The 19530-nt window shown below is 39.7% G+C and carries 14 protein-coding genes; 12 read left to right on the top strand and 2 right to left on the bottom strand.

From position 1 onward, the window contains the following. The first annotated feature begins 436 nt into the window (after positions 1-436). The 5 genes from MHB45_RS08255 (at position 437) to MHB45_RS08275 (ending at position 5336) form a co-directional block, all read left to right on the top strand. Positions 437-1717 carry an MFS transporter gene (locus MHB45_RS08255; protein ID WP_048679157.1) on the top strand — a complete coding sequence of 427 codons (1281 nt, stop codon included), beginning with the start codon at positions 437-439 and terminating at the stop codon, positions 1715-1717. Positions 1718-2067: 350 nt separating this feature from the next. Next, entirely contained in the window at positions 2068-2856 is a 789-nt protein-coding gene (locus MHB45_RS08260; protein WP_226990395.1) for an SDR family NAD(P)-dependent oxidoreductase, read from the top strand. A gap of 176 nt (positions 2857-3032) precedes the next feature. Next, the gene (locus tag MHB45_RS08265; protein WP_072272885.1) at positions 3033-3827 is read left to right on the top strand and encodes an alpha/beta fold hydrolase; all 795 of its coding nucleotides are present in this window, start codon (positions 3033-3035) and stop codon (positions 3825-3827) included. Between the two features lie 44 nt (positions 3828-3871). Further along, positions 3872-4120, top strand: a complete 249-nt coding sequence (locus MHB45_RS08270; protein WP_048679242.1) for a ferredoxin — start codon at positions 3872-3874, stop codon at positions 4118-4120. A 223-nt stretch (positions 4121-4343) separates the two neighbouring features. Beyond that, complete coding sequence (locus MHB45_RS08275; RefSeq protein WP_048679165.1) at positions 4344-5336, top strand: NAD(P)/FAD-dependent oxidoreductase; 993 nt, start codon at positions 4344-4346, stop codon at positions 5334-5336. 516 nt (positions 5337-5852) lie between these two features. Here MHB45_RS08275 and MHB45_RS08280 read toward each other — a convergent pair. Then, positions 5853-6764, bottom strand: a complete 912-nt coding sequence (locus MHB45_RS08280; RefSeq protein ID WP_072272886.1) for a LysR family transcriptional regulator — start codon at positions 6762-6764, stop codon at positions 5853-5855. Between the two features lie 422 nt (positions 6765-7186). Here MHB45_RS08280 and MHB45_RS08285 point away from each other — a divergent pair, with 422 nt between their 5' ends. From MHB45_RS08285 to ggt, 4 genes are all read left to right on the top strand, one after another. Beyond that, positions 7187-8161 carry a TAXI family TRAP transporter solute-binding subunit gene (locus MHB45_RS08285; RefSeq protein WP_048679174.1) on the top strand — a complete coding sequence of 325 codons (975 nt, stop codon included), beginning with the start codon at positions 7187-7189 and terminating at the stop codon, positions 8159-8161. An 84-nt stretch (positions 8162-8245) separates the two neighbouring features. Next, positions 8246-8752 (top strand): DUF1850 domain-containing protein, encoded by a 507-nt coding sequence (locus MHB45_RS08290; RefSeq protein ID WP_072272887.1) that lies wholly within the window; start codon positions 8246-8248, stop codon positions 8750-8752. Beyond that, entirely contained in the window at positions 8745-10739 is a 1995-nt protein-coding gene (locus tag MHB45_RS08295) for a TRAP transporter permease (RefSeq protein WP_072272888.1), read from the top strand. The genes MHB45_RS08290 and MHB45_RS08295 overlap by 8 nt, the downstream gene beginning before the upstream one ends. A 218-nt stretch (positions 10740-10957) precedes the next feature. Next, positions 10958-13033 carry a gamma-glutamyltransferase gene (gene ggt, locus MHB45_RS08300; RefSeq protein ID WP_072272889.1) on the top strand — a complete coding sequence of 692 codons (2076 nt, stop codon included), beginning with the start codon at positions 10958-10960 and terminating at the stop codon, positions 13031-13033. Between the two features lie 95 nt (positions 13034-13128). Here the strand turns inward: ggt and MHB45_RS08305 are convergent, their stop codons facing one another. Further along, on the bottom strand, positions 13129-13626 hold the full coding sequence (locus MHB45_RS08305) for an SRPBCC domain-containing protein (RefSeq protein WP_048679185.1): 498 nt from the start codon (positions 13624-13626) through the stop codon (positions 13129-13131). A 782-nt stretch (positions 13627-14408) separates the two neighbouring features. On the opposite strand from MHB45_RS08305, the gene MHB45_RS08310 reads away from it, so the two are divergent. The 3 genes from MHB45_RS08310 to hutG all read left to right on the top strand — a co-directional run bounded on the left by MHB45_RS08310 (position 14409) and on the right by hutG (position 19416). Beyond that, positions 14409-14813 carry a VOC family protein gene (locus tag MHB45_RS08310; protein ID WP_072272890.1) on the top strand — a complete coding sequence of 135 codons (405 nt, stop codon included), beginning with the start codon at positions 14409-14411 and terminating at the stop codon, positions 14811-14813. Positions 14814-15371: 558 nt separating this feature from the next. Then, positions 15372-17987 (top strand): phosphoenolpyruvate synthase, encoded by a 2616-nt coding sequence (ppsA, locus tag MHB45_RS08315; RefSeq protein WP_072272891.1) that lies wholly within the window; start codon positions 15372-15374, stop codon positions 17985-17987. Positions 17988-18459: 472 nt separating this feature from the next. Further along, the gene (hutG, locus tag MHB45_RS08320; RefSeq protein ID WP_048679195.1) at positions 18460-19416 is read left to right on the top strand and encodes a formimidoylglutamase; all 957 of its coding nucleotides are present in this window, start codon (positions 18460-18462) and stop codon (positions 19414-19416) included. Positions 19417-19530 lie beyond the last annotated feature (114 nt).

Raw genomic sequence — 19530 nt, forward strand, 5'->3', positions numbered from 1 at the left:
AAACTCTTTACTTGAACGGAACTAGACTTAGCAGTGCTTCAGTCCCATGAAGGACATTTTATTGTTGCAGGTAATGAAGTTTCAAATAATTATGGAGTTGCATTACCTTAATTACGAGGATTTGCAGAAACGTTATCCGTTTTTTGTGATAGGTGGGCAAGGTATTGTTTCGGGTTGTTTTCATCGAAACAATACCTTATTTAGTTTTGTATATAAAACTAGTTTTTCTGTTGGAAAAATATTATTCTGAATATTATTGACTATTACGAAAATTCAATATAACATTAAATATCGGTAACAATGTTTTTTATATGAAACAAGAGTTGCTGCTATTTTTTGAAAGGGGGAGTTGGTGAAGTTTGATAGCATGATAGACATTTTGTATCGAAAATCATGAAAGCGCATTCAAATGAGCCTATGATAAGGGGGAAATAACATGTTACAAGGTCAAAAAAGATGGTTGTACATAGCGATTCCTATTTTTTTCTTCTGGTTTTTCGGTCAGATTGATAAAGTAGGTATCTCTGTTATCCAAACCGATCCGGGATTTTTAAGTGATCTTGGTCTGACTGGCCCGGATAAAAATGCGAAAATTGGCTTGATCTCCTTTATATTCATGATTTCATACTCCTGTTCCAACATTTTTTGGGGTGTTATTATCGACAAGTTAGGGGCGCGGAAAACAGCAGTTTTAGGTTTACTGGTATGGACAGCGACAATGGTCATGGGAGGACTGTCCACTACATACGAAATGTTTTTAATTAGTAGGGTCATCCTCGGAATCGGGGAAGGCATGATGATCCCGATATCGGGTAAATTCATTTCGAATTGGTTTAATAAACGAGAGCTTGGCAGGGCGCAGTCATTCTGGATTACTGGAAACTACCTTGGCCCGGCAGTGGGTACCGTTATGCTCATCCTCATTATTTCAACATTTCATTGGCAGGCCGCGTTCTTTGCTCTCGCCGCATTTAACTTGTTTATAAATATTCCAATGTTCCTTTATTTGACTCGTAATACGCCAGAAGAGCATCCACGCATGAGTAAAGAGGAAGTCTCCTATATTCGCCAAAAGGACGAAGCGCATGATGTGCAGTTGAAGCAATTCTTCGCAAAGGATTATCGTTATTGGATTGTCTGGTTTGGCAATTTGATGTCGTCCTTTCTTTTCTTTGGAATCAGTATTTGGCTTCCTACCTATCTCGTGGAGGCCAAAGGCTTTGAAAGAGATGCAATGACTGGGATTACCTCATTATCATGGCTATTCGCGCTAGGATTTGTCCTAGCTGGAGGATTTCTGGCAGACAAAACGAAACGCCCGAGCTTGCTTGCGACGATTCTTTTCATACTAACAGCTGTATTTTTGACAATCGCGGTCCTTGCACCTAGTCCTATTATGGCCGGGGTTTCAATGGGGCTCGCCATGGGAACTCAGGGAGGAATGTTTCATCTGACCAATTTCTTCATCATCAAATTTTCAACACCTGAAACAGCGGGGCGCGCGGCCGGTTTAATGGGATTCACGAACATTATGGGAGGATTTTCAAGTTATATCATGGGGTGGAGCCGCGATATGTCTGGCGGTGATTTTGGTCCCTCCATTGCCATGCTGATTGTAGCAGCCACTCTGGGGTTTGTCGCGTACTTATTTATGATTAAACAAGAAGTTGCCGAAAATCACCTAAGTAATACGACAGGAAACAAAGTAACTTTATAGAGAGCAAAAAAGGTACTTATCATACGTTTCTCAGTAAGAAGGGACGCTAGATTCTTACTGAGAACCACAATAAATCTTGAATAACTCATTGGCGTGTACACAGGAATAAGAATGACCACAGCTTGATATAGAACAAGGCACGTATTCCCGAACGATGGTTTCAGTTTTTTTACAGCTTACATTGACAATGAAGCGATTACATTTTAGAATTGTTTATATAAAAAAACATAGTTTTATATATGAAACGTTTATTGGGGTTATGTCCTCGCTACAAGACCGTATACTTGAATTGAACCGATCTTTGGATAACCGTTCATCATGTTTGAGAGATATTAGAAGGGGTGGAGACAATGGGCATGGCCTTAAAAGATAAAGTCGTTTTGATTACAGGGGGAGCTTCTGGAATAGGAGAAGCTGTCACACGCCGTTTTATACAAGAAGGAGCAAAAGTAAGCATTATCGGCCGCTCTAAAGAGACATTAGCGAAAATGAAAGGAGAATTTGGTGAAAATATCCTTACTTATCAGGGAGATGTAAGCAAATACGAAGACAATGAACAAGCGGTCCAAGCTACTGTTGAGCAATTCGGAAAGTTAGATGTCTTCGTTGCGAATGCAGGCGTGTTCGATGGATTTGCCAAATTTGCCGATGTGACTCCCGAGGCGCTTTCCGAAGCGTATGATTTTCTATTCAATATTAACGTAAAAGGCTCTTTTTTCGGAGCTAAAGCTGCTCTTGAAGAACTGAAAAAAACAAATGGCAATATTATTTTTACCGTGTCCGGTGCAAGTTTTTATCCAGATGGCGGCGGTGTTTGGTATACAGCGAGCAAACACGCCCAAATTGGATTAATGCGCCAGCTTGCGTTCGAACTATCGCCTTCCATCCGGGTAAATGCCGTAGCCCCAGGGGGTACATTGACAGCACTCACGGTGATTCCACCGCTGTGTCCATTTGTGAAAATCGTCGATAATGATACGAAAGCAAGCAGCATTAAAAAACGGAATATTCTTCAACTTGCCCAGATGCCGGAAGATCACGTTGCGGCATATGTACTGTTAGCTTCTGACGAATCACGAGCAATCACCGGTGAAGTCATTTCCAGCGACGGCGGATTGTCAGTGCGGGGCCTTGGCTAAGCTGGCAAGGTATTTGAATACGTTAGCTAAATTGTAAGTCGGGAAAGAAAGCACTTTCTTTATAGGGTTTTCAAGCAAAATATAAAAATAGTAAATCATTCTCTAATTTAAGAAAGTTATATCAAGTTTGGGGGCTTTAAGAGTTAGAGACTTACCTTTAGAAGGGGACTGATCGTATGCCATTCGTAAAAGTAGAAGATTTAAGTATTCATTATGAAATAGAAGGTAATGGAGAACCTTTAGTATTATTACATGGTATGAGCAATAATTCACAGTCATGGAAGGAACAAATCCAGGAATTAAAGGAGCATTATACAGTAATCGCATGGGATGCTCCGGGTTATGGGAAAAGTTCAGATCCATCAGAAGAATATAGAAATTTTAAAGAGTTCGCACGTATTCTGAACGGTATGCTAGATCAGCTAAAGCTGGAAAAAATCGATCTGCTCGGCCATTCAATGGGAGCGGCAATTGCGATAGAGTACTGCAGCCTGTACCCTAATAAGGTTAATAAACTTATATTAGCAGATTCGACAAGGGGGGCAGCTGCTCTATCCCCAGAAGAGAACGAGACGAAATTGAAAAATCGATTATTTTCAATTGAAAACCTTTCTACTAAGGAGATAGCGGAAAAGAGGATACAAGCACTGCTATCTCCCCATGCTTCAGAAAATGTCCATACACGAGTCAAAGAGATTATGACACAGATAAGACCGGCAGGATATCGTTCGGTAGCATATTCACTTTATCATCTAAATCAAATGAGTATGTTATCTCATATAGTTGTTCCTGTTCTTGTGATTTGTGGTGAGTTGGATACTGTAACTCCCATTAAGGAATCAGAAGCCATTCATGAAAAGCTAATGAACTCCCGGCTAGTGATTATTCCAGATGGCGGTCATTTGTGTTACCAGGAAAATCCAAGGAAGTTTAATTCGAGCATTTTGGAATTTTTGAACGGGAATGAGTAAGGAAAAAACAGGACTGAGATTTAAGAGGGGAATGAATGGGAAAAGTGGCTAATTATACAATCGTGGATAAAGAAACGTGTATTGCTTGCGGGGCTTGTGGTGCTTCAGCTCCGGATATTTATGATTACGATGAGGAAGGGATTGCGTTCGTTTTATTGGATAATAATGTTGGGGCAGCGATTATACCTGAAGAACTCGAGGAAGATATGATAGATGCTTCAGAAGGATGTCCAACCGATTCTATAAAAGTGGCTCAAGCATCCTTTGATGGTAACCCTAATAAATTTGAATAATAATTTTAGGTGCGTTTGTGACTAGTAGCTATATAGATTTTTAATGTGGTGACATATCCAGATTGTCTTTGAAAGGGTGGATATTCAATTGCTTTTATCCATCATTTCTGAATCAAAGAAAAAAGGAAGGGCTACTTGTGAAAACATTACAAGTCGATCTCTTACAACCTGTAGATCATGTTCAGTATGAACAACCAACCTAGAAGAACAAGGAGTGATTGCATTGACAGAAGAAAAGAAGGTCTATGACATAACTATTATTGGCGGCGGCCCAGTTGGCTTGTTTACTGCGTTCTATGGCGGAATGAGGCAAGCGAAGGTGAAAATCCTCGAAAGTCTGCCTCAATTGGGTGGACAGCTTTCGGCTCTTTACCCCGAAAAATTCATTTATGATATAGCTGGTTTTCCAAAAGTAAGGGCGCAGGAATTGATAGAGAATTTAAAAGAACAAATGAAAGTATTCGAACCAACCATTTGTCTTGAAGAGGCAGTTGAACAAATGGAAAAGCAAGCAGACGGAACATTTAAGATCACCACAAACCTCGATACTCATTTCTCTAAATCAGTGATCATTACTGCTGGAAATGGGGCCTTTCAGCCTCGTAAACTAGAATTGGAAGATTCAACACAGTTCGAGGATAAGAATTTGCATTATTTCGTGAATGATATGAACCGATTTAAAGGAAGAAAAGTGGCGATTCTAGGCGGTGGGGATTCTGCTGTTGATTGGGCCCTTATGTTAGAGCCGATTGCTGAAAAGGTAACATTGATACACAGAAGAGATAAATTCCGTGCCCATGAGCATAGTGTAGAAAAATTAGTGAATTCCTCTGTTGAGGTCAAAACACCTTATATTCCCTCCGAATTGGTAGGAACAGATTACATTACGCAAATAGTTTTAGAACACACTAAGACTCAACAAAAAGAAGTGGTTGACGTAGATGATTTAATTATTAATTACGGCTTTGTCTCTTCTCTTGGAGCGATTAAAGAATGGGGTCTAAACATCAATAAAAATGCAATTATCGTTAATTCAAAACAAGAAACAAATATTTCAGGCATTTACGCAGCCGGGGATATTTGTACGTATGATGGAAAGGTTAAATTAATTGCTTCCGGATTCGGTGAAGGTCCTACGGCAGTTAGTAATGCCAAAGCCTATATTGATCCTTTGGCGAAAGTTCAGCCGCTGCATAGTACTTCATTATTTGGATGACCTCTTTCTAACAACAAGACTTTTCTGAAGACTAAAGTACATAGGCTGGGTTCCTGAGATAAAAGTGATGGATAGGGGGTCTCGATTTTCCAGGTTATAATCGAAAAAAAGTTAAGTTTGATATATTCGAGGCTTTACATGTTTTGTTACTTAACAAGGGAACAGGTTAATATGACTGTTAAAATTAAAAGTCGAATTCCTCCACAGTTAGGAATTCGACTTTTTAGATTGGTTTAAGTAACGCCCCTATAGCGATTTTTCATAATGTTAATCTTTATTAAAGTTACAGGAAATACGGATCAAATAAGCACAAGGGTCCTTTGATAAGGTTTTCATAAGTTATATAGGGGTGAACCGCCCCATCGCCAATAAGAAGTTTAAAAGGTGAAATGATCGAATATTTAACAGCCCCGTTTCTCAGTGTCATAAAAGAGAAATGGGGCTTTTTAACACCGATAAGTATCATTCATTTTACTATAATTGCCTCGCTTCGCAGCAATATCCCAACCAAGAACTTTATATATTGTTAAAATCATCATCATTCTCTAACGTTTCCAAAATATGCTTAGTCAGAATTGAGGCATCCGTGTTTTTCCAAACTGCCGATATCGAACTGGTTAATTCCGAGTTATCGATGTTCAAGGCTTTTACTTGGCTTTTTCCCAACAAACTAACCATATCTTCCGGCATGAGGGCTACGCCTAAGTTATTGGATATTAGATTGGCAATCGTCAGTAATTCAGAGCCTTTACATAATTCTTTAGGTGAAAATCCAGCCGTCAGACAAGCCTTTTCCAAAAGGAATTGAAGGGAGTGTGCTTGAACGGCATCATAATGGATAAAAGGTTCGTCTTTTGCTTCGTATAAATGTATAGCGTCTTTTTGGGCTAGTGTATGATTCGTGGAGACGACTAATTGTAAAGGGAACCTCATGAATTCAATCATGCTTAATCCTTCATTGGCGATGATGTTACTGTGAATGGGCGTTCGGATGAAACCGATGTGATAATTTTGTTGGTTTACGAGTTTTACTGCTCTTGAAGATGTTGTTTCATGCACGTAAAACTCTGTTTCCGGGTATTGCCCCACGATCTTTTTCAATAACTTCGGGATATATATACTAGCTGCAGAGGGTACGGTAGCAATCTTCAGTTTAGGCTTGGGGATGGTTTTGTTTTCAACTATGTAATTCACTGTTTTCTCGATATCTTCAAAGGAGGGCGCAAGCTTTTTATAGATGTATTCTCCTTCTTCCGTTAATGTAATTTTTCTTGTCGTTCGATTCAATAATTTAAAGCCTAATTGTTTTTCGAGGGATGAAATCTGTTGGCTAAGTCCGGGCTGGGATATATGCAGGGTTTTGGAAGCCTCGCTGAAACTAAGATGGTTAGAAACCTCTATGAAATAGCGAAGGGATAGGTAATTCAAACAATCACCCACTTCAATTGGATTTGAAAATGGAAAGGGTTGACTTTTAATTCCCTCTCAAACAAAAGCTGGATATAACGATTTATGGTTAAAAGGGCTAGGATGATTTTATAACATCTACTTATAAGTTTATAACAATAATATATTTCTAAAATGGAAGAGTCAATATTATCCTTAAAGAAAGGAAGAATAGGTAATAAACGGTAAAATATTACTATTGAATAGCAGATATCCCTTGTTTTTAATAGGTTTTTGTACACATTTAAGCTTGGTGATTTAATTTCTATAAAACTTATTAATGTATTACTAGTTCTTATGGGTGATGTGTCTAATTTTGTAAAAAAAGGGAAAGTGAGTCGGTCGGTAGAATAATAACATAATCATCTTTTGCAGATGATGAATATACATGAGGGGGGATTTTTATGAAAAAATTTCATAAGTGCTTTTTATTGGTCATGATTTTGACGGTCACCGGTATTATCACGGCTTGTAAAGACAGTAATGAAGGTGCCTCAGGAAGCGGTAACCAAAACTTGAGCCTGTTGACTGGTGGAACGGGAGGTACATACTATCCGCTTGGAGGACAAATTGGAAAAATCATTTCCGATAAAACAAAAGCAAACATAACACCTCAGACATCTGGCGCCTCCGCTGAAAATATGGAAACGTTAAGGGTTGGAGAGGCTGAAATCGCATTTTCGCAAACGGATATCGCCGCGTATGCAATTGAAGGAACAGAAATGTTCGACGGGAAGCCCATTGACAATATAATGGCGATCAGCTCTTTATATCCTGAAACTGTTCAAATTGTAACGACTGCAAAAAGCGGAATTAAATCAATCGAGGATTTAAAGGGAAAAAAGGTATCGGTAGGTGCTCCGGGTTCTGGTGCTTACATTAATGCCATGCAAATCTTGGAGATTCATGGGTTGTCTGAAAAGGATATTAAAGGGCAGAATCTATCTTTTGATGAGTCGACCGAAGGAATCCAAGCAGGCAATATTGATGCAGCTTTCATCACGGCAGGCACGCCTACTGGTGCAGTTGAGGCGCTATCCGTCCAAAATGATATTTTGGTTCTGCCTATTGCAGATGACAAAATTCAAGCATTGGTTAAAAAGTATCCATACTATGCTGAAGATACCATTCCAAGTGGTACGTACAAAATCAAATCCGAGGTGAAGACAGTTGCTGTTAAAGCGATGTTAGTGGTTACAAAGGATCTTGATGAAGATTTAGTTTATGAAATGACTAAAGCTGTATATGAAAACACAGATCAAATCACACATGCAAAAGGCAAGTTCCTTACAGCAAAGACTGCACTTGAAGGATTAGGGGATATGGAAGTGCATCCTGGAGCAGCAAAATACTTTAAAGAAAAAGGTGTTTCCAAGTAAGGCAATTGGGTCGGTAGCTCGCTTTATGTGGCCTATCGGCTTCATTTTTTTCTAAATGGGACACTGGTTGTGAAAGGGGTACCTATGATATTCAAGAAATTCATGGCTTTTGGTATACCTCTGCTCATCGCTTTTTTATTCTTTTTTCCTTATAAGCATGTAATAGCCTTTTCCTTCGAGGATCAAGGGGAATTAGTGGCATACTTTCCTTTGAAAAAAGAAAAAGAATTCAAGATTAAATATACACACTCCATCCACCTCACAGATGTTGTGGAATCATACCGGTTATCGGATAAGCAAATCGAACAAACCGAACTTGCCTATGATGATTTTGCGGTCGGTATGCCTTCCAATGCAGAGGGTGAGGAAGTGTTTGAAGTAAAAGACGATACCTACTTCATAAAAAATATGCAACGCACTTTCACCTATATAGATTTACGGGTAGGACAAGTTAAAGCCAATCATCGATTAATATATGATGAAAAAACATACACATTGGCAGACTTCATGAAACCAGGGACATGGGTCAGGATTTCATCGGAAAGGATTTCATTGTGGGAACAGTTGAAGGGAGTGAAGATTAGTGGCTGATAATGAAAAAATCAAATATTTAACCGAAGCAGAGCAGCAGGAGTTATTGGAAAAATATGATCCAGAAGCCGGGACAAGGAAATTAACTGGTGTCTTGGGCCACATTGCGTTTTTTGGACTCCTGGCTTTTTCGCTATTCCAATTATATACTGCCATATTTGGTGTTTTTACAGCACAAATCCAACGGACGATACATTTAGGGTTTGCACTCTCCTTAGTATTTTTACTATTTCCTGCAAACCGGAAGAAGCGTCAAAAAGGAAAGTTTCAAATTGCCTGGTACGATATCATATTAGCAATCCTTAGTATTGGGGTTGGTGCATATTGGCCCTTATTTTTCGAAGATATCGTCATGAATGTAGGGCGTTTAGGCGTATTGGATTTTGCTGTCGGTTTTATGGCCATTCTGCTGGTTTTGGAAGCAACCAGGCGTGCAGTTGGTCTTCCTATCATGGTCATTGCTATATTATTCATTTTCTATGGGATTTTTGGACAGTATATGCCAGGATTCCTTGCTCATCGCGGTTTGACTCTGGAGCGTCTGGTGCAAACGATGTTCTTCTCGACAGAGGGCATTTTGGGTACTCCGTTAGCGGTGTCATCGACATTCATCTTCCTATTTTTACTGTTTGGATCATTTCTGGTCCGAACAGGCGTCGGTCAATACTTTAATGATCTCTCTACCGCCATTGCCGGCAGAAGGATAGGGGGACCTGCAAAGGTTGCGATTTTTTCAAGTGCTCTTCAAGGAACGATTAGCGGGAGCTCTGTGGCTAATGTTGTCACATCAGGAGCATTTACGATACCGATGATGAAAAATCTTGGATATAAGAAGGAATTTGCTGGGGCAGTGGAGGCGGCTGCTTCAACAGGCGGGCAATTGATGCCTCCGGTAATGGGGGCAGCGGCATTCTTAATGGTTGAGTTCATTGGGAATGGAATTACGTATTGGGATATAGCAAAGGCGGCTGCGATTCCAGCTATCCTTTATTTTTCAGGAATTTGGATCATGACCCATTTTGAAGCGAAACGACTTGGGCTGCGAGGGTTAACTCAAGAAGAGATGCCAAGTAAAAAGGAAGTGTTCGGCAAGCTTTATTTACTAATACCGATCCTTGCCATTATTCTATTGCTCATGATGAATATCACGGTTACACATGCAGCACTATACTCCATTGCCATCTCGGTTCTTGTAGGCTTCATTAACAAGGATGTCCGCATGAAATTCATCGATATCATTTATGCATTGGTGGATGGAGCCCGGACAGCACTTGCGGTTGCAGCGGCAACCGCAGCAGCGGGCATTATTGTCGGTATCGTCACGAAAACTGGGCTAGGACTTAAGCTGGCTAATGGCTTGATCGATTTATCTGGTGGATATTTGATTCCAACTCTGATGCTCACTATGGTAGCGGCACTTATATTAGGAATGGGTTCACCTACGACCGCCAATTATGTAATCACATCGACGATTGCAGCGCCTGCGATAATTTTGCTTGGTGTTCCCGATTTATCTGCACATTTATTCGTTTTCTATTTTGGCATTATAGCAGATATAACTCCTCCTGTTGCTTTAGCGGCATTTGCAGCGGCAGGGGTAGCGGGAGGCGAGCCGATAAAAACGGGGATTGAGTCATCGAAACTTGCCATCGCTGCATTCATCATTCCATATATTTTTGTTCTCTCCCCGCAAATGCTAATGATCGATACAACATGGATGGAGGTTGCGTGGGTAGTACTTACTGCAATGGCAGGTATGATTGCGATTGGGGCGGGTGTCATAGGTTACTGGATGAGGGGAATGAACTGGTTAGAAAGAGTCCTCGCCATAATCGTAGGTTTACTATTGATCTACCCTGAAACGGTATCGGACATCATTGGGATATCCGCTTTTATCGTGTTGCTGGCTTTACAATATCTTTGGAAAAATGACAATCACGACAGCTCCAAAATCTTGGAAAATGGTCAAAGCATAGAGAAAAATTGAGTTTGTGAATATCGATCCGGAAGTAAAGGGTAGAGCTTAACCATTCGGGGGGTGATTTTTTGAAGTGAAGCATCATTGAGAACGCAACGCCAAATGGGAATGTGCAGACTGCTTTTTATCGAGACAACCAGCATATTCCTACTAGAGAATTATACTCGTATATCCACTTGCCTTATGATAAAGCCCTAATTTGTTTTATTTTGAAAGGAGACTAATTCATGAAATTTTTAAAAAGTTTTATTTTAGTTACTTTCAGTTTCTTTTGTATGATCACACCAGCTTTTGCAAGTGTTCCTGGAGTGGATGGGTCAATGGGAAAGGGTTTTACAAATGGAATCGTCTCAGTTTCTCATCCGTTAGCAGCTGAAGCGGGTATAGAGATACTAAAACAAGGTGGAAATGCAGTCGATGCAGCAGCTGCCATTCAATTATCATTAAATGTAGTTGAGCCAATGATGTCTGGAATCGGCGGCGGTGGTTTTATCATGATTTATAATAAAAAGGAAAATAAAATAACGATGATCGAAAATCGCGAAATGGCACCTCAAAATGTTACGCCTGAACTTTTTTTAGATGAAAAGGGAAAACCTATTCCTTTTAGTAAGCGGCACACATCAGGGAAAGCGGTTGCAGTTCCTGGGACTCTGATGGGGGTGGAGACTTCTCTTGAGAAATATGGAACATTGAAATTATCACAAGTCACTGGCCCGGCCATTAAACAGGCTGAAGAAGGGGTGAAAGTCAATTGGGCAACAGCACAATATATCGATGAAAATGTAACAAAGCTTAAAAATAACCAAGCGGCTGCAAAAGTTTTTGTACCAGACGGAAAGCCATTGGAAGAGGGAGACATCCTCGTTCAGCCAGATCTGGCAAAGACTCTTAAGTTAATAAAAAAACAAGGTTCTAACGTTTTTTATAAAGGTGAAATCGGGGAAGCACTTACCCAAGAAGTTCAAAAGCGTAAAGGAACGATGACAACTGAGGATTTGGAAAACTATGAAGTGAAAGAAAGAGAGCCGATTAAATCGGAATATAGGGGATTTGAAGTGGTAGGGGCAGCTTCACCGAGCTCAGGCAGTTTGACTGTTCTGCAAATCCTGGAGCTTATGGAAGGATACGATGTGCAAAAGATGGGGGCCAACTCGCCTGAGTATCTTCATCATCTAACCGAAGCCATGCATCTGGCTTTTGCCGATCGCGCTGCCTATATGGCGGATGAAGATTTTTATGATGTACCAACAGAAGGACTATTAGATGAAGATTATATTAAAGAAAGAAGAAAACTCATCAATCCAAATAGATCAACAGCTGATGTCAAAGCAGGCGATCCATGGAAGTATGAGGGCAAAGAACCCACTGCAATGAAGATGGTAAAAGAAGAGAAAACCCCAATCGGACAAACGACTCACTTTTCTGTAATGGATAAGTGGGGAAATATGGTTGCTTATACGACTACAATCGAGCAAGTATTCGGATCAGGTATCATGGTACCTGATTATGGATTCATGCTAAATAATGAAATGACGGATTTTGATGCCACACCAGGTGGAGTTAACCAGGTGGAACCGGGAAAAAGACCGAGAAGCAGTATGTCCCCGACCTTCGTATTAAAAGATGGGAACCCCTTCATGGCCATTGGTTCACCAGGAGGAGCGACGATAATCGCATCGGTATCTGAAACGATCATGAACGTGCTTGATCATAAAATGCTCATTCAAGATGCCATATATGCGCCACGTATTTATTCTGCTGGTTATCCGACAGTAAGATGGGAACCGGGAATTGAACAAAATACAAGACTGGAGTTAATGGCTAAAGGCCATGTTTATGAAGAGAAACCGCAACATATCGGAAATGTGCAAGCTGTTATTTATGATTATGAAAAGGGGAAAATGTATGGAGGAGCCGATAATACGAGAGAAGGAACTGTTCAGGGTGTGTATAATGTTTCCCATAAATCGAAAAAGCCAAAAGAAATAAAAGAAGAAAAAAAGGGACCGTTTACATTAAAAGTGAATGGAGCCGTTTATCCTTATACAGCTGATCAAATGAAACTGATCGATGAAAAACCCTATATCCAATCAGATAAATTGCTACTAGGTTTGGGTGTAATCCAAACAGGGGATTTAGAAACATTTAAACCAGATAAAAAATCGTATCTACCCGTGTTAGGAGTAGCGAAATCATTAGGGTATAAAACAAAATGGAACGAAAAAGACAAAGAGGCCCTATTGGAAAAAGATCCGGCGGATATTGAAGATCCGGACGAAGATGGCAGTGTCACGAATTGATTGCCTTCCAAGTCTGCTCGGGAAATTGAATTCTAAATGAACCTAAACTGACAACCCCAGATTTCTCTATGTAAAGAGAGATCTGGGGTTGTTTTTTAGTTATATGAAATAGTAGAGAGGTAGTCAGTCAGTTGAACGAAGGTTCCTGAAAAGCCCTCCTGAACCATTTCCCGCGACTCCTCGTACGTTTTCATTTCCTCCTCGCTTGGGGATACAGGTGCCCCAATCATCGTAAGTGTTGTTTTACCTTCATGCTCGGTGAATGTAAAAGTATTGAGCGTTTCCAATGGCCAGTTGTCGTTAAAAGGAGCACGTACGATGTTCCCCATTTCATCAGAAAAGAAAGAGGTGTAAACGAGTTTATCTGGGGCATTTACTTCATGATAAACAAATTTGACCCACATTACATTACCATCAGGAGATGTCTGGCTGTAATGGAAGACACCTTCCTGGCGAAGCTCGAACTTAGAAATATCAAAAGCCCATCCTTTTGGGCCCCACCAGTTCTGCAGATGTTCTGATTCGGTAAAAGCCTTAAATACAAGCTCGCGAGGAGCATTGAAACTGCGGGTGATTTCGGTTTTTTGGAACATTTTATTCCTCCAATCATAATTTTTGTAGTTTCTTCAGATAAAGTTCCAAGCTGTCGAGTCTTTCTTCAAATATTTCACAATACTGTTCGAACCAAATGTTTAATGCTAAATGGCTCTGGGCGAAGCTTGTAAATTCGACGAATTGCTTCCGCATAAATTCCGCCGCTCCTGATTTATGAAGCCCACTTAGATGTTTGGATGCCAATGGGTGCCGAATTTGAAGTCGTTCCGCATATTCTCCCGCGGTGAAAGGGCCGTTTCTAATGAGGTCACCACCCCCACTCGAAGAGTAATTAATAATGTAGTATTCATCTTTACCCCACGTTTTATTAGAATTATAGTCCTTTGGGTGAGATATAAACAAACAGGAATATTCCCGTCAAGTAATATTGGAGAAAATATTTATCTCGAATTAACTTCATGTAGCAAGGGGAGGCAGTTTTCTTGTTTTGTTGTCCTACACGAGGCGGTACCAATAATATCCTTCCCCTAAAATGAAAAATGAGCGCTGATCCTTGTTCCGGGATAGAGCCACATTGTGGGAATTATTATAAGTTTTGTTGATGAAATCACTTTCTATTTTTGGAAACCGTTTACCATGCTGTACGTCGAGAATATAACAATGCTATTTTTGTGCATAATGATACAGGTTTAAGTTTTATTATAAAAAAGAATGATTTTTATTTGAAAACAGAACTAATGTTCTTGTATGCTTGTAACGATGATAATCTAGGTACCGGTTATTATTAAGGAATCCAAACTTGATTCAAAGGAGAATGAAAATGATTAAACCATATTTAATGTTTAACAGAGAATGTGAAGAGGCTTTCAAACTGTATGTTGAGGCATTTGGCGGGGAACTTATTGCTATGCAAAAATATAGTGAAATCCCATTAAGCCCAGACTTTCCTGTTGAAGAGAGTGATAAAGACCTTGTTCTTTACTCACAATTAAGATTAACAGAAGATGGAATTATAATGGGTTCTGATTCAAACCGTGAATTGAAGGATAGTGACAAAGTGGTTGTAAGTGTGGAGCTTAACTCGGAGGAACAAGCCAGAAAGGCATGGAAAATATTAAAAGAAGAGGGATCTATACATATGGATCTTCATGAAACATTCTTTGCGAAACTTCATGGTTCGTTGAAGGATAAATTTGGTGTTTCATGGATGTTTACTGTCAATTAAAACTATTCTTGAATCTAAATCCAGAAGACAGCCTTCTTTGTAAAGTCGTTTAAGTACAATTATTTGGGAAGGTTAAAATTTTTAAAATCCTGATTAATACTCGGACGCTTTAATGGAGTAACCAAAAAAGCCCGATTTCTTATTAAGAAATCGGGCTTTTTACTATTGGGATTTCTGTAAGGTTGTAAATCCGTATTTCCCCTGACGCTGCAATAAATGATTGAATATCATTTTATGTGAGTACCTTGTAAAATGGTGTTTTTCTGCCATTGCATTTACTTCAATTGTGGTCATGGAAATACATTGAAAACAATGAGAAACTGTGATAAATTTATATAGATACACTAATTTAATATTTTTGTATAGTTTATACCCTATTATAATTATACAACGTAAATTCCTTCTCAGTCAATCCTTTTTTAAAAAAAGGATTGACTGAGAAGGAACATGGAACTTCAGTAGGAGCAAGAACGACTGGACAGCGTGAATGGTTGACCACATGAACAATTTTTGTCATATGGTTGTCTTGGTATTGAGCGATAAATGGGAGGGAAAGAAATGAAACCATATGTACTGGAGTTTCGGGAGATCGACAAAACGAAACAAATGGTGGTCGGTGGCAAAGGGATGAATTTGGGCGAATGCTCGAGGATAGATGGAATTCTTGTACCAGAAGGATTTTGTGTTACCACTGAGGCATTTAAAAGAGTCATTGGGGAAAATGATGAGCTTCATCAATTACTCGATCAGCTTGCAGTACAAAAAGTGGACGAACGAAGAAGAATAAGTGAAATTAGCAGGAAGATTCGTGATCTGATTGAGGGAATTGAGATCGACAAGGGGATCGAAGAAGATATCGACCGATGTCTCTTAACTTTTGGCTTCGAGCATGCATATGCTGTTCGTTCTAGCGCTACAGCCGAAGATCTTCCATTTGCGTCCTTTGCAGGTCAACAGGATACCTATCTAAACATCAAAGGAAAAGATGCAATTTTACAACATATTAGTAAGTGCTGGGCTTCACTATTTACTGATCGTGCTGTGATTTACCGAATGCAAAACGGATTTGACCATCGCAAGGTTTATCTGTCTGTTGTTATTCAAAGGATGATTTTTCCACAAGCTTCCGGAATACTATTTACAGCTGATCCAGTTTCCTCAAACCGCAAGGTGCTTTCGATCGATGCTAGCTTTGGGCTGGGTGAGGCACTTGTCTCTGGCTTAGTGTCTGCGGACAATTATAAAGTTCAAGAAGGTAGGATTGTGGAGAAGAAGATTTCTACCAAAAAGTTGGCTATATATGCAGGAAAAGAAGGCGGAACGATGGAAAAGGAAATTGAGCCGGGGCAGCAGGTTTTATCGACCCTGTCAGATGAGCAAGTGTTGGAGCTTGAAAGGATCGGCAGAAAGCTTGAAGCGCATTTTGGCTGTCCGCAAGATATCGAATGGTGTTTGGCTGATGATACATTTTATATTGTCCAGAGCCGTCCAATCACTACTTTATACCCCATCCCTGAAGCGAATGATCAAGAGAATCACGTCTATGTATCTGTCGGTCATCAACAAATGATGACTGACGCCATGAAACCATTGGGATTATCTTTTTGGCTGTTAACGACTCCTGCACCCATGCGTAAAGCTGGCGGAAGGTTGTTTGTTGATGTCACACATATGGTGGCTTCACCTGAAAGCAGAAAAATGTTAGTAGAGGCCATGGGACAACACGACCCGCTTATGAAAGACGCACTCATTAACATAATAGAGCGAGGAGATTTCATAAAACCTTTACCAAATAATAAGCAAGAACAGAGTTCCGGTAAAAGCAATAAAAGTGTGTCGTCTGCGGATTCTAGGGCACAAATTGAAAACGACCCGACAATCGTTTCTGATTTGATTAAACGTAGTCAAACATCGATAGAAGAATTAAAACAAAACATCCAAACGAAATCAGGATTGGAGTTATTTGATTTTATTCTGGAAGATATCCAGGTATTAAAGAAGATTTTATTTGACCCACAAAGTTCAGCTGTGTTTATGGCTGCTATAGATGCATCATCATGGATCAATGAAAAAATGAATAAGTGGTTAGGAGAAAAAAACGCGGCCGACACGCTTTCTCAATCTGTACCAAACAATATTACTTCAGAAATGGGTCTGGAGCTATTGGATGTTGCAGATGTGATACGTCCTTATCCAAAAGTAATTGATTATTTACAACAAGTAAAAGATGATAATTTTATGGATGAACTAGTTAAGTTTGATGGTGGTCAGGAAACCCAGGATGCTATCTATGATTATCTCGGCAAATACGGAATGCGATGTGCTGGAGAAATCGATATTACTAAAACTCGTTGGAGCGAAAAACCAACTACACTTGTCCCCGTGATTCTTAGTAATATCAAAAACTTTGAGCCTAATGCTAGCAATCTGAAATTTGAGCAAGGGCGACAGGAAGCTTTGAAAAAAGAACTAGAGATATTAGATCGATTGAAGCAATTACCGGATGGTGAACAAAAAGTCAAAGAAACAAAACGAATGATCAGCCTAATCCGGAATTTCATCGGTTATCGGGAATATCCAAAATACGGCATGGTTAACCGCTACTTCGTTTATAAGCAGGCTTTACTCAAAGAAGCCGAACAACTCGTACAAGCCAACGTTATTCATGCAAAAGAAGATATATATTATCTCACTTTAGAAGAACTTCACGAAGTCGTACGCAAAAATAAACTAGATTACCAGATGATCAGCAAACGAAAAGACGAGTACAGATTATATGAAAAACTTACTCCACCACGTGTTATCACGTCTGATGGTGAAATCATTGTAGGGGAGTATAAACGAGACAATCTCATGGCCGAAGCTATTGTAGGTCTACCGGTTTCTTCCGGAATTATAGAGGGCAGAGCACGCGTCATCTTAAACATGGAAGATGCAGATCTAGAAGATGGAGATATACTGGTTACAACCTTCACCGATCCTAGCTGGACACCATTATTTGTATCCATAAAAGGACTAGTCACCGAAGTTGGCGGGCTGATGACCCATGGAGCAGTCATCGCACGTGAATATGGCTTACCTGCCGTTGTCGGTGTGGTAAATGCCACCAAGCTGATAAAAGATGGGCAACGTATTCGAGTAAATGGAACAGAAGGTTATATAGAAATACTATAATTCATTAGATTTAAAGAAGAGCATTCGAATTAAGAGAATCATTGAAATCATGATGCTTTGCGGTTTATGGCAAAGCCCTTTGTCACTAGGTCATATAAGGGGGCAGTAACTGAAAATTGATACTAAAGTTTAGTAAGAACATCTTAAGGTTGAGCCTTCTGTTAAATGTTGATATTATATGATGCCAAAGCCCAATTTCTCGCTTACAACACCGAGAAATTGGGCTTTTTGTGGATTTTATTTATAGGCAAAATCGATTATCTCTTGCTAAATCTACTGGCTTGAGCAGCAATGTCAAACGGATACGAGAAAGATATTCTCCAACAGATATATCTGTCAATATCATAAATGCACGCTGAAAGCGGTTATACCTTCTATAGAAATATTAAATTTTTGTATTGGTAATTATACATTATCTCCATTATAATTTTTAAGAAAGATATTTCGGAATTTTTAAAATAAAGGAGAAATTATGTATACTCACCCGACTTTAAAATATTGGAATGGAAGAATTGATTCCCAAACTGACCTAGACAGCTTCAGATATCACCAAAGAGTGCGCTTGGCACCAATTTCGGAATTAGCCACCTCTTCCAATGCATCCCGAACTTTTGGACTCATTGGTTTTAAATGTGATGAAGGAGTCAAAAGGAATAAAGGCAGGGTTGGTGCTGCCGAGGGTCCTGATCATATTAGGCAGTCGTTGGCAAAATTACCCTGTCATTTACCTTCCCAAACCGAGCTGGTGGATGCTGGCGATGTAATATGTGAAAGTACAGATATGGAAGCCGCCCAATCTCAACTGGGATCAGCTGTTGCCCGGATTTTGGAGAGTAACGCGATTCCTATCATACTTGGGGGAGGTCACGAAACCTTGTATGGCCATTATCTTGGGATTAGGAAATCCATTGGACCAAAAGCTAGACTAGGGATTATTAATATTGATGCTCACTTTGATATGAGACCTTATGAAAATGAAACTTCATCTGGAACGATGTTTAAGCAGATTTTGGACGAAGATCAAAGTTGTGGCTATTTATGTGTCGGAATTCAGAAGCAGGGGAATACGAAGGCACTGTTTGAAACTGCAGAGAGGAGTAAGGTCGACTACATATTGGAAGAAGATTTGTCATTATACGAAATGGATGAAACGAAGCGGAGGATAAATGAATTCGCTAAGGAAAATGACTATATCATGCTTACATTATGTACGGATGTTATTGATTCAGCCTACGCACCTGGGGTAAGTGCACCATCGCCGTTTGGACTGGATCCGAAATTGGTCCGTGCCATTATTAGGCATATCGTATCGAATGAAAAGATCCTCTCATTTGATATCTCTGAAGTGAACCCTTCATTGGACGAAAATAATAAGACCGTTACATTGGCAGGGCATTTAATAAATGAGGTTTTGCTGCATTTTAAATAATGGACATGGGATGGCGGCAACTCCAATTCGGTCTTCCCAGAAAGAGCGTTTCTTTTCGTATCGACTGTTGGTGCTTTCCTTAATGTTATCTTCAGTATTGAAGCGAAAAACCTT

This window comes from Peribacillus sp. FSL K6-5616 (assembly GCF_038008245.1).
Classification (GTDB): Bacteria; Bacillota; Bacilli; order Bacillales; family DSM-1321; genus Peribacillus; species Peribacillus frigoritolerans.

Bases quoted from the DNA above. Each gene is read 5' to 3' on its own strand.
- MHB45_RS08255 (WP_048679157.1), top strand. From the start codon at position 437: ATGTTACAAGGTCAAAAAAGATGGTTGTACATAGCGATTCCTATTTTT.
- MHB45_RS08260 (WP_226990395.1), top strand. From the start codon at position 2,068: ATGGGCATGGCCTTAAAAGATAAAGTCGTTTTGATTACAGGGGGAGCT.
- MHB45_RS08265 (WP_072272885.1), top strand. From the start codon at position 3,033: ATGCCATTCGTAAAAGTAGAAGATTTAAGTATTCATTATGAAATAGAA.
- MHB45_RS08285 (WP_048679174.1), top strand. From the start codon at position 7,187: ATGAAAAAATTTCATAAGTGCTTTTTATTGGTCATGATTTTGACGGTC.
- MHB45_RS08290 (WP_072272887.1), top strand. From the start codon at position 8,246: ATGATATTCAAGAAATTCATGGCTTTTGGTATACCTCTGCTCATCGCT.
- ggt (WP_072272889.1), top strand. From the start codon at position 10,958: ATGAAATTTTTAAAAAGTTTTATTTTAGTTACTTTCAGTTTCTTTTGT.
- MHB45_RS08305 (WP_048679185.1), bottom strand. From the start codon at position 13,626: ATGTTCCAAAAAACCGAAATCACCCGCAGTTTCAATGCTCCTCGCGAG.
- MHB45_RS08310 (WP_072272890.1), top strand. From the start codon at position 14,409: ATGATTAAACCATATTTAATGTTTAACAGAGAATGTGAAGAGGCTTTC.
- ppsA (WP_072272891.1), top strand. From the start codon at position 15,372: ATGAAACCATATGTACTGGAGTTTCGGGAGATCGACAAAACGAAACAA.
- hutG (WP_048679195.1), top strand. From the start codon at position 18,460: ATGTATACTCACCCGACTTTAAAATATTGGAATGGAAGAATTGATTCC.